We start from the raw sequence: 10,927 nt of genomic DNA, 5'->3' as shown, positions 1-10,927 counted from the left end.
GGGTATTTCGCGCCACATGAGGGCTCGGCAACGACCGCCTATGGCGTCTACAACATCGAAAATCTCGCCGCCTACGAGGCTTATCGTGCGCGGCTTGCGKCCGATCCGCTCGGGCGCAAGAACTACCAGTTCGCAAAGAGTGAAAGGTTCATCCTCAAAGAGGATCGCCTCTTCCTGAAGCTGGCGTCGGGCCCGCATTCATCGCTGGTGAGGCAGCCGTGATCGCCGTCATCTTCGAGGCCGAGCCGGCACAAGGCCAGCGCGCGGCCTATCTCGGCATCGCCGCTGACCTGCGCCCGCTGCTCGACAGCATGGACGGCTTCCTGTCGATCGAGCGCTTTCAGAGCCTTGCGGATCCGAAGCGGCTTTTGTCGTTGTCGTTCTGGCGCGACGAGGAAGCGGTGAAGGCTTGGCGTAATACAGAAGAGCACCGCCAGGCACAGGTGGCCGGCCGGGGAGGGGTTTTCTCAGGCTACCGGCTGCGCATCGCTCAGGTTGTGCGTGACTATGGCCTGACCGAGCGCGCCGAAGCGCCTGCGGATAGTAGGCAAGCGCATGGATGAAAAGTAACCATTGCCTGTCTGGTAGAAACGGGAGAGGCAGCAACTTTCCTGCTCCTTTTGTTGCAAGAAATCTCCAATTCTGAGGTTTTGGTAAGTACCTTACTATTTCGTCTGTACTTGAGCACACCTCAGTGACTTCCTAGCTTTCGGTCATGACGCCGGGCTCGCGGGATAGAGCGCCCGCAGACGGCGTTCAAACAGGAACCGCGTCGTCCTTGACAAAGGGACCTCAGCGTCGATTGCAAACGGGCGCGGCAAAGCCGGGTCGACAAGGGAAAGATCATGACAAAATACAAGGGCAAGAAGGCCGTGATCATCGGCGGCACGCATGGCATGGGGCTCGCTGTCGCGCAGGCTCTTGTCGCCGGTGGCGCCGAAGTGCTGATCACCGGCCGCACCGAAAGGACCATCCACGAGGCGCAGCGCGCGCTCGGCGGCAGCGCCCACGTCGTCCGCTCCGACATTACCGACATGGACGAGATCGCCAGGCTTGGCGCCGAGGTCGGGGAAAAGCTCGGCAAGATCGATTTCCTGCACATGAATGCCGGCATTTCCGAACTCGAGCCCTACGATCAGGTCACCGAAGCCTCCTTCGACCGCCAGTTCAAYATCAACACCAAAGGCGCCTTCTTCACCACGCAGCGACTTATCCCGCTGATCAAGGACGGCGGCTCGATCGTCTTTACCTCGTCGGTCGCCGATGATTCCGGTACCCCCGGCATGGTGGTATATTCCGCCACCAAAGCCGCGCTGCGGTCTTTCGGCAGGGTTTTGGCCGCCGAGCTCTTGCCGCGCAAGATCAGGGTCAACGTGGTCAGCCCCGGCTTCATCGATACGCCGACCATGGGCGTCGCCGGCGCGACCGCCGACGAGCGTGCAGCTTTCATGGAAATCGGCGACGCGGTGACGCCGATGAAGCGCCACGGCACAGCTGACGAGGTGGCGCGCGCTGTGTTGTTTCTTGGCTTCGACGCCACCTTCACCACCGGCGAGCAGATCAAGGTCGACGGCGGGCTTGGCCAGAACCTGTCGGTTTCGCCGGATTGAGAAGGGCGGMGGTGCGAGCCTTGGCTAAAGCATGATCCCGAAAAGTGGGTACCGGTTTTCGGAAAAGATCATGCTCCAACAAGAAGAAAGAGCCCCATTCCGATTTAATCGGAATGGAACAGGCTCTAAGCGTTCCCGATCAGGACGCCTGCCGCAAGCACCAGCGCGCCGCCGAGCACCACCTGGAAGGCAGCACGCAGGAACGGTGTCTCCATGAAACGGTTCTGGATGAAGGCGATGGCCCAGAGCTCGAAGAACACGACGATCGCGGCGACCGTCGTCGCTGTCCAGAAATGCGGGATCAGATAGGGCAGCGCGTGGCCCAGGCCACCGACCGTGGTCATGATGCCGGAGGCGAGGCCGCGCTTGAGCGGGGAGCCGCGGYCCGAAAGCTTGCCGTCATCATGCGCGGCCTCGGTGAAGCCCATCGAGATGCCGGCGCCGACCGAAGCCGACAGGCCAATGAGAAACGTCTGCCAGGTGTCCTGGGTGGCGAAGGCTGCGGCAAATATCGGCGCCAGCGTCGAAACCGAGCCGTCCATCAGCCCGGCCAGGCCCGGCTGGACATAGGTCAGGATGAACTGCCGGCGCTCGCCGGCGGCCTCTTCTTCCTTCACATCCTCGGGCACATGCGTGTCGCCGAGCTTGTGAGCGAGCGACTCGTGGCTCTGTTCGGCCGCGGCAAGGTCGCCAAGCAGCTTGCGGGTCGAGGCATCGCTCGTCCGCTTGATCGCCTCGATGTAGAAGCGATAGGCCTGCTGTTCCATCGCCTCGGCCTGGTAGCGTACTTTGTCGATGCCGAGCGGCCTAACCAGCCAGTCGGGCTTGCGYTCGTAATAGCCCYRCACATGCTCGCGCCTRATCAGCGGAATGCGCTCGCCGAACCGTGCCTGGTGCATTTCGATCAGCGCGGCACGATGCCCGTCTTCTTCCTCGGCCATGCCATCGAAAACCTTGGCCGACTGTGGAAACTCGTCGCGCAGCCCGTCCGCATAAGCCCGGTAGATGCGGGCGTCATCTTCTTCAGACGAGATGGCGAGAGCCAGGATCTCCTGCTCGGACAGGGAATCGAAGGCACGGCGGCCAAAGCCGAAGACACGGGATAACATGAGAAAATTCCCTCAGTTTAGAATCGTTCTAAACTAGAATCTCAGCGCTTTCAGGTCAATGCGTGAGCGTGGCATGCGACTTTTTTGYCGCGTCGTTCGCACAACTGGCGCGGCTTCTTGTTATAGCGAAATGTTTAGCTATATAGCCTAATCTCAGCTGATAGAAGGATGTCCCGATGGCGGCCAAGCAATCACCCGACTTCGATCCCACGCCCGTGCTCGAACTGGTCGCCAGCATCGAAGCCGATTTGCAACGCCTCAAGAGCATGCTCGTGCCGCATGTCGAGCAGTTCGACCCAGCCAACCCGCAGAACAAGACCGGCGACGGCAAGCTGACGCCGGATGGCGTGGAGTGCTGCTACCGCATGTTCGACGAGGGCAGTTCGCGCTACTCGGTGGCCCGCGCCATGAAGATTTCCTTCGCCGCCGCCACCCACCGCTTCAACGCCTGGCGCAAGGCAGGTGGAGAGAAGCGGGTGCGGTCGCTGCTGGGGTGAGGAGTGTTGGCTGTTAGCCAAGAAAAGCCAACGATTTGGCTTTTCTAACGACGAACGCCCGGAGGCCCTGAGCTTGTCGAAGGGGCGAAGGGCAGGGGTGTGCTCGAACGACAACGCTACCTTCCCTTCTCTCTGAGGGCGAAGGGACCGGCACTCCCTACAATGCGCCGTGCCCCGACAGCACTTGCGCGGCACCAGCCACCGCATTGCGGAAAGCGTCGTCGAAGCCGACACCAGCAATGCCCCAGCTTTGGTTTTCGCCATCGGCTTCCGTCCGCCAGTTGGCGACCCAGCCGAGATCCTTGTCGCTCCATGTGATGGTGCCGGTGAGCGCGACGTCGCCACTGGCCATCTTGGCCAAGGTGTTGAGCCGCGCGGGGTCGGCTGTCGCCAACGTCCTGGTGTTCAACCCTGCCTGCGATAGTTGTCTTTGGCTTGGCACCACCATCGGCAGCGCCAGCCTGTCTGCGGCGCGCGCGAGCGCTGTCAGCATGTCCCGGTCGCGCGGACCAGAACTGTCGCCGGCAAGCATGCTCTCGACACCCTTCCCGTCGTGAATGCCAACGACAGCGACGAGCCGTGGACGCTTGAGCCACGGCTCGCGGCCCAGCGACTTCAAAAAGGCGTCGAGTTTTGCCTCGTCGAAGACGCAGGTCAGGTCATGCGGCCGGTCGTAGCTGCCCTGCTCGTCGTGGATGGGTGTGCCGCCCATCCGATCGCGAAACGCATGGCTGGCAATGAGGTCGCCGGCATGCCTGGCCTGCTCCGCCACGCGCGGCTCGTTGAGCAGCCGGCTGTCGCCCGTCACCTTCACCACCACGTCGCGCAGGCACTGGGCGAAACCGATATCGCGGCGCTCGGGAGCCGTTCCACTGGTGATGGTCTGGGTGGTGTAGAGGTTGGACGCTATCGCTGGGCCAAGCAACGATGCCATGATCCACAGCGCCACTCCAAGCCCGATTCCGCCGCGAAGCATGCCGCACTCTCCGTTCGGAGGCTGCAAGCTATCAGAGCGGCTGCCCGTAAAAAAGATCAGTCCAAGGTGCGGCGGAACCTGAGTAGCGCCAACCCGGCAAAGAAGATGACGAACAGGCCGAGGATGCCGACTTCGGTGGCGATTGCCGGGAACTCGGCGCCCTTCAGCATGACGGCGCGGATGATGCGCAGGAAATGCGTCAGCGGCAGGAACTCGCCCAACGCCTGCGCCCAGTCGGGCATGCCGCGATAGGGGAACATGAAGCCCGACAGCAGGATCGACGGCAGGAAAAAGAAGACGGTCAGCTGCATCGCCTGCATCTGTGTGCGGGCAACCGTCGAGATGGTGTAACCGAGCAGCACCAGCGAAAGCACGAAGACCAGGATCGCCGACAACAACAGCGGCAGCGAGCCGACGAAGGGGATGGCAAACAACAGCTTCGCGGCAATCAGCACGACCGCGACCTGGACCGCGCCGACCACGAGATAAGGCAGCACCTTGCCGAGCATGATCTCGGCCGGGCTCACCGGCATGGCAAGCAGGTTCTCCATCGTGCCGCGCTCGGTTTCGCGCGTCAGCGCCATCGAGGTCATCATCACCATGGTCATCTGCAAGATAACGCCGAGCAGGCCGGGCACGATGTTGTATTGCGAGATACCCTCGGGGTTGTAGCGGCGGTGCACGACGACCTCGAGCTGGCCTTTGGCCATCTCGGCTGCCGCCGCTTGCATGCCTTGCGCCCTGAGCAGCGCCTGGCTGGCGACCGTTCCAAGCGTCGACACCGCGCCGCTCGATGCCGAGGGATCGGTGGCATCCGCCTCGATCAGGATCTGGGGCGAGTTGCCGCTCGCTACCCTACGGCCGAAATCGGCCGGGATGGTGACGACAAAAGCAACGGCGCCGCTGGCCATGAGTTGCTCTGCCTCCGCGGCGGTCGTGGCGACATGGTCGAAGCGGTAGTAATCGGTGTTCTGCAGGGCAGCGACGATGGCGCGGGTGTACTGGTCGTTGTTCATCGCAAGCAGTGCCGCCGGCAGGCTCTTGGGATCGCTGTTGATGGCAAAGCCGAACAGCACGAGCTGCATCAAGGGAACGCCCAGCATCATGGCGAAAGTGATGCGGTCGCGCCGCATCTGGATGAACTCCTTCATCAGCAATGCGCCGAGCCGGGCGAAGGAGAAGAAGCCGTTGCCGATGCTCTTCATGACATGTTGTCCTTGGAGCCGGCCATGAACTGGATGAACACGTCTTCCAGGCTGGTCTCGCCCGGCTCGACGGTCACCCCGTCTTGGCCGCGTATGTCGGCAAGGGCCGCTTCGAGCTTTTTCCGGTCGGAGCCAACGACATGCAGCGTGGCGCCGAAGGGAGCGACCTGGTCGATGCCTGGCTGGCCTTCGAGCGTGGAAGCGACTTCGTCGAGCCTTTGCCCCGACACCACGAAGGTGGTCAGCCCGGCATTGCGCACCACGTCCTCGACGGTGCCTGTCGCCAGCATCTTGCCATAGGAGATGTAGCTGATGCGGTGGCAGCGCTCGGCCTCGTCCATGTAGTGGGTCGACACCAGAACCGTCAGCCCGCCGCGGGCGAGGCGGTGGATCTCGTCCCAGAATTCGCGCCGCGCCTTGGGGTCGACGCCGGCCGTCGGCTCGTCGAGCAGCAACAGCTTGGGCTTGTGCATGATGCAGGCGGCGAGCGCCAGGCGCTGCTTCCAGCCGCCCGACAGCGTGCCGGCGAGCTGGTCGCGCCGGCTGGTCAGGCCAAGCTCCTCCAGCGTTCTCGCGACATGTTCCTCGACCGGCCTGAGCTTGTAGAGGCGGGCGACGAATTCGAGGTTCTCGCCGATCGTCAGGTCCTCGTAGAACGAGAACTTCTGCGTCATATAGCCGACTTCGCGCTTGATCTTCAGGCTGTCGGTCCGCAGATCGTGGCCGAGCACCTGGCCTTCGCCCTCGTCGGGCGTGAGCAGCCCGCACATGATGCGAATGGTCGTGGTCTTGCCCGAACCGTTGGGCCCGAGAAAGCCGACGATCTCGCCCTCGGCCACCGTCATGGTGACGTGGTCGACGACAGTCTTGTCGCCGAAGCGCTTGACCAGGTTTTTGACTTCGATGGCGTTCATTGGGTGCCTCCGGCGAGGGAGTAGGGCAGTAGGGCAGTAGGGCAGTAGGGCAATATGTGCAGGCGTTTTTCCTACTGCCCTACTGCCTCATTGCCCTATTTCCCTGCCTCCAGTGCCACATCCACGATCTGCCCCGGCTGCAACGCCGAGTTGGCGTCTTCCGGACGTGCCTCGACAAGGTAGACAAGCTTCTGGCGGTTCTCGAGCGAGTAGATGACTGGCGGGGTGAACTCGGGGTCGGGCGAAACGTAGCTGATCTTGGCCGTCAGCCCGTCTGGGCAACCGTCGCAGCGCACGGCAAGCCGGGTGCCGATGCTGACCTTGGAAAAGTCGGTCTCGGGAATGTAGACCATCAGTTTGACCGCACCGTCCGGCAGCATTTCCAGTACCGGCGCCGAGGGGCCGGCAAGGTCGCCGGGATTTCGGATGACGTCGGTGACACGGCCCGGTGCGGGTGCGGCGATGGTTCGTTGCGACAAGCGCCACTGAGCCTGGCTTAGCTGTTGTTGCGCGACCTTGACGGCGTTCTCGGCGGCATTGATCGTCTCGACGCGGGCCGGAAGGCGGCCGACCGCCAGATTGGCCGTGGCCTGTCCGATGGCTGCCTGGGCGACTTCGAGTTGCGTGTTTGCATCGTCGAGCTGTGCCTGGGTCGCGACGCCGCGCTTGGTCAGATCCTGTGTGCGGATCAAGGTGCGCTGCGTCTCATCGACCTGGGCCTGGGCCGAGCGCACGGCGGCTTCGAGCACGGCGATCTCTTCTGGCCGCTTGCCGATCTTGAGGTCGGCAAGCAAAGCCTTCGCCTGCGCCAGTGCTGCCTCGGCTTGCGCCACTGCGATGCTGGCGTCGGCCGCTTCCATCAGGGCCACGGGCTTGCCTTCTTCAACGCGGTCGCCGCGCCTGACGGCGATCGCGTTCACCTGGGCAACCTCGATGGGCGCAAGCAAGACATAGTCGCCCTCGACATAACCGACGGCCAGCGGCGTTGGACCGGCGCATGCAGAAAACAGCGAAGCGGCAAAGGGGATCGAACACAGAATGCTCATGGCTCTCTTGCTTTCCGTGCGGCGATGATGGCCGCGACGTTTTCCTTGGCGATGCCAATGACCTTGCTGGCCTCGGCCGGGCCGACATCCGCCCAGCCCATGCGGCGCAGAACGGCAGCGCGCGCGATGCGGAAGTAGAGCACCTGGCCGATCATCATGAACACGGTGATGCGGGTGCGTTCGCTCTCGGCTTCATCGCCGGTGGCGGCGGACCAGAGCTGGCAGAGCCTGCGGTGCACCGGCTCGAACACGCCGGTGTAGATGCGGTCGAGCGCGTCGGTGGGCATCGACAGCTCGCGCAGCACAAATTGCACGATCTCGCCGGCCTCGGGGCGCGCCACCATGAAGCCGACCATGCGTTCGATCGCTGCTTCGATCTGGGCCTCGGCTTCTTCGGCGGTAACCGGCTGGGACTGGGCTGGGGTGTTGGCGGCGAGCGTCTGTCCGGCAATCGACTGGATCGTTGCGACGATATAGTCGGCGGCGGCAAGCCTCAGGCCTTCCTTGCCGCCGAAATGATAAGCGATCGAACCGATATTGGCGTTGGCGGCGGTGGCGATTTCGCGGGTCGAGGTTCCGTCGAAGCCCTGACGTCCGAACAGCCTCAGCGCGGCCAGCACAAGCGCCATGCGGGTCGCGTCGGCTGCCGAGGCGGTTTGCGGGATTGGTGCCTTGCTCATGGCGCCAAATTTAATCAATCGATTGATTAAAGTCAAGATCGATGTTGCGCTGGGTCGTGCGCCGCGCTTTACTGGTCCCATGGCAAAGGAAATCGAACGCAAGTTCCTGGTAACGGGACCGGAGTGGCGGAGCTTTGTCGAGGCCGAGATCCGAATCCGGCAGTTCTATCTGGGCTCCAACCAAGGACGTTCAGTCCGTTTGCGCATCTCGGATGGCGAGGTGGCGACGCTCACCCTCAAATTCGGCTCCAGGGGCCGCGAGCGCGACGAGTTCGAATATCCTGTGCCGCTGTCCGATGCCGAGGAGATGCAGGATTTCGCCATCGGGCGTGTCATCGAGAAGACACGCCATCATGTTAGCCATCGTGGCCGTCTTTATGAGATCGACGTCTTTGGCGGTGAGCTGAGCGGGCTGGTCATCGCCGAACTCGAGACACCGGAGGATGTCCCGGCTTCGGAATTGCCGGCATGGATCGGCCAGGAGGTCACGGACGACCCGCGCTACTACAACGCGTCACTGGCCCTCAGCGACGTCCCGGAGGTCGCCGCATGAGCTTTCGCATCGATCCCCTGATGCCGCTTACCTCAGAGGTTCGCCGTATCGCAGGCGAGGAGATCGGCAAGATCGTCACGCATCTGAACACGGCCCGCTACAGTCCCGAAAAGGCGCTGCACAGCGCCCGCAAGCGCATCAAGGCACTTCGTGCGCTGCTACGCCTCGTTCGCCCGGGCGACGAGGCATTCTGCCAAGCCGAAAACGCCCGTTTTCGCGACATCTCCAAATCGATCTCCGGCCCGCGCCAGGCCACGGCTTCGATCGAGACCATCGACCGCCTGATCGCCGACTTCCCAAATGAGGCGGACGCCGCCGGCCTTGCCGGCATCCGCGCGATGCTGGCGCGTCATCGCACCGAAAGCGCCCATGGCGGGGCCGGGCTCGGCGCTGTTCTCGACAAGGCGGTTGCCGAATGCCAGTCATGTCTCGCCGCACTCGAAACGCTTGTGCTTCCCGATCTGCCGGAGAATGCCGCCGATGTGCTCGTCGATGGCGCGCTGGCGACATTGCGGCACGCCCGCAAGGCGCTTGGTCACGTGCGTGAGCGCGGCGAGCCCGATGATTTCCACGACCTGCGCAAGGCGGTGAAGACGCACGCCGACCATCTCTCCTTGTTGCGCAAGCTCTGGCCATCGCCGGTCAAGCCGCGCCGCGAGCGCCTCGACGCCCTTGGCGAAAGCCTGGGCGAACTGCACGACATCTTCGTCATGCGCGCATTGATCGAGGCCAGGGAGGCGCCTTTCGACAGTGCGGAGCCGAAGCATCTGGTGCGGCTGCTCAAACGCTCGGAAAAGGCCTTGCGCAAGCTGTGTCTCACCGATGCCGCCGAATTGTTCGAAGACAAGCCCAGACGCACGGTACGCGGGCTCGCCAGCAAGTGCAGCAACGATCTCAGCGCAGAGACCGAGGCCGCAGGGAGCGAATAGTTCGCCGACTGGCGCTGCCCGTCCGCCTCATGTTACGTCCTCTGCGTCATGACTGAGAAGACCGACCCCTTGCTCGACCGCATCGGCCGCTGGCTCGCTTCACGCTTGCAGGTGGAATCGTCCGGCTACGAGCCCTACACGCCGTCCGATGCCGAAACGCTGCGCCGCACGCTCGAGCCCGGCGACATCCTGCTGATCGAGGGTAATCAGCGCATTTCGGCCGTCATCAAATATTTGACCCAGTCGACCTGGTCGCATTCGGCACTTTATGTCGGCGATGCGCTGCCCGAACCGGCCGACGGTTCCGAGCGGCCACGCCTGATCGAGGTCAATCTCGGCGAAGGCTGCGTCGCCGTTCCCTTGTCGAAATACCGCACCTACAACACCCGCATCTGCCGGGCCAACGGCCTTTCGCCGGAGGATCGCGAGCATGTGGTCCGCTTCATGGTGCAAAGGCTCGGCCTGAAATACGACCTCAAGAACATTTTCGACATGCTGCGCTACCTGGTGCCGAGGCCGCCCGTGCCGGTGCGCTGGCGCCGTCGCATGATCGCCTTCGGCTCGGGCGACCCAACCCGCGCTATCTGCTCGACGATGATCGCCGAGGCCTATGGCCAGATCCGCTATCCGATCCTGCCGGAGATCACCCGTGCACCGGGCCGCGCGTCGGCCCAGTCGAACTATATGCGCCGCGAGATCATGCACATCCGCCACCACTCGCTCTACACGCCGCGCGACTTCGACCTGTCGCCCTATTTCCGCATCGTCAAGCCGACGCTGGAATATGGCTTCGACTACAAGCAGGTCAGCTGGGGCGATCAGGAGCAGACGGGCTCTATCGCGTAGCTGTCGTATCAGCCTGGAGCAGGTCGTGTCAGTTGGTCACTGTCGCCGCATGCTGTGGTCAGCACCTTCGTCCTTCAGCAGGTGGCGGCTGGCCACCCAGCACAAGGTCGCCCAGGCAAAGCCTGCGCACCAGCCGGCGAGCACATCGGAAGGCCAGTGCACGCCGAGATAGACCCGACTGATACCGACCATCAGCGTCGTCAGCACCGCAATTGCGAAAACGAAGACTGTCGTCGCGCGCCCCGGCAGGAAGCGTGCCAAAAGCGCGCCCAGCGTCAGATAGGTCACCGCCGACAACATCGCGTGTCCGCTCGGAAAGCTCATCGTGTACACCTGTGCCAGATGCGAGACGAGGTCGGGACGTGGCCGGTCGATGCCGAGCTTCAGCACGCTCGACAGCACCTGTCCGCCGGCGACCGCAACGAACACGAACAGTGCCGGTCTCCAGCGCTTGGTCATGCACAGGAAAATGATGGTGATTGCGGTGATGTAGATCAGCACCGAGGCACTGCCGAGTGCGGTGATGTCGCGCATCGCTTCTTCGAGCCAGAGCGGCCCGATC

General features: G+C 63.2%; 14 protein-coding genes. 7 read left to right on the top strand and 7 right to left on the bottom strand.

Annotated features, from left to right (window positions below; genetic code table 11):
• The 3 genes from AC1DUU_RS11995 to AC1DUU_RS11985 all read left to right on the top strand — a co-directional run.
• Positions 1–222 (top strand): NIPSNAP family protein (locus AC1DUU_RS11995; RefSeq protein ID WP_476783639.1); only part of this gene is annotated, 222 nt, incomplete at its 5' end.
• Positions 219–563: an antibiotic biosynthesis monooxygenase family protein gene (locus AC1DUU_RS11990; RefSeq protein WP_476783638.1), complete on the top strand. Its 345-nt coding sequence runs from the start codon at positions 219–221 to the stop codon at positions 561–563. The genes AC1DUU_RS11995 and AC1DUU_RS11990, both read left to right, overlap by 4 nt.
• Positions 564–845: 282 nt before the next feature.
• A complete protein-coding gene (locus AC1DUU_RS11985; RefSeq protein ID WP_476783637.1) occupies positions 846–1,610 on the top strand; it encodes an SDR family oxidoreductase in 765 nt (254 codons plus the stop codon).
• A 125-nt stretch (positions 1,611–1,735) separates the two neighbouring features.
• Here the strand turns inward: AC1DUU_RS11985 and mbfA are convergent, their stop codons facing one another.
• Entirely contained in the window at positions 1,736–2,719 is a 984-nt protein-coding gene (gene mbfA, locus AC1DUU_RS11980) for an iron exporter MbfA (RefSeq protein WP_476783636.1), read from the bottom strand.
• A 176-nt stretch (positions 2,720–2,895) separates the two neighbouring features.
• Between mbfA and AC1DUU_RS11975 the strand changes: the two genes are divergently transcribed.
• Entirely contained in the window at positions 2,896–3,216 is a 321-nt protein-coding gene (locus AC1DUU_RS11975) for a hypothetical protein (RefSeq protein ID WP_476783635.1), read from the top strand.
• 157 nt (positions 3,217–3,373) lie between these two features.
• Here AC1DUU_RS11975 and AC1DUU_RS11970 read toward each other — a convergent pair whose 3' ends face one another.
• The 5 genes from AC1DUU_RS11970 to AC1DUU_RS11950 form a co-directional block, all read right to left on the bottom strand.
• Positions 3,374–4,192: a DUF2066 domain-containing protein gene (locus AC1DUU_RS11970; protein ID WP_476783634.1), complete on the bottom strand. Its 819-nt coding sequence runs from the start codon at positions 4,190–4,192 to the stop codon at positions 3,374–3,376.
• A 56-nt stretch (positions 4,193–4,248) separates the two neighbouring features.
• Entirely contained in the window at positions 4,249–5,397 is a 1,149-nt protein-coding gene (locus AC1DUU_RS11965; protein ID WP_476783633.1) for an ABC transporter permease, read from the bottom strand.
• Entirely contained in the window at positions 5,394–6,311 is a 918-nt protein-coding gene (locus AC1DUU_RS11960; RefSeq protein ID WP_476783632.1) for an ABC transporter ATP-binding protein, read from the bottom strand. The genes AC1DUU_RS11965 and AC1DUU_RS11960 overlap by 4 nt, the downstream gene beginning before the upstream one ends.
• Before the next feature lie 95 nt (positions 6,312–6,406).
• The gene (locus AC1DUU_RS11955; RefSeq protein ID WP_476783631.1) at positions 6,407–7,357 is read right to left on the bottom strand and encodes an HlyD family secretion protein; all 951 of its coding nucleotides are present in this window, start codon (positions 7,355–7,357) and stop codon (positions 6,407–6,409) included.
• Positions 7,354–8,037, bottom strand: coding sequence for a CerR family C-terminal domain-containing protein (locus AC1DUU_RS11950; protein ID WP_476783630.1), 684 nt, complete (start codon positions 8,035–8,037; stop codon positions 7,354–7,356). Before AC1DUU_RS11950 ends, AC1DUU_RS11955 begins: the two co-directional genes overlap by 4 nt.
• A 79-nt stretch (positions 8,038–8,116) precedes the next feature.
• Here AC1DUU_RS11950 and AC1DUU_RS11945 point away from each other — a divergent pair, with 79 nt between their 5' ends.
• From AC1DUU_RS11945 to AC1DUU_RS11935, 3 genes are read left to right on the top strand one after another with little or no spacing between them, the layout of a single operon-like run.
• A complete protein-coding gene (locus tag AC1DUU_RS11945; protein ID WP_476783640.1) occupies positions 8,117–8,590 on the top strand; it encodes a CYTH domain-containing protein in 474 nt (157 codons plus the stop codon).
• The gene (locus AC1DUU_RS11940; RefSeq protein WP_476783629.1) at positions 8,587–9,519 is read left to right on the top strand and encodes a CHAD domain-containing protein; all 933 of its coding nucleotides are present in this window, start codon (positions 8,587–8,589) and stop codon (positions 9,517–9,519) included. Before AC1DUU_RS11945 ends, AC1DUU_RS11940 begins: the two co-directional genes overlap by 4 nt.
• A gap of 48 nt (positions 9,520–9,567) precedes the next feature.
• Positions 9,568–10,365, top strand: a complete 798-nt coding sequence (locus tag AC1DUU_RS11935) for a YiiX/YebB-like N1pC/P60 family cysteine hydrolase (RefSeq protein ID WP_476783628.1) — start codon at positions 9,568–9,570, stop codon at positions 10,363–10,365.
• A 36-nt stretch (positions 10,366–10,401) separates the two neighbouring features.
• On the opposite strand, the gene AC1DUU_RS11930 is transcribed toward AC1DUU_RS11935, so the two are convergent.
• Positions 10,402–10,927: phosphatase PAP2 family protein (locus AC1DUU_RS11930; protein ID WP_476783627.1), on the bottom strand; the 526-nt coding region annotated here is incomplete at its 5' end.

This window comes from Aminobacter sp. P4_H6_2, assembly GCF_056400805.1.
This window is presented reverse-complemented; position numbering and strand designations above follow the sequence as displayed.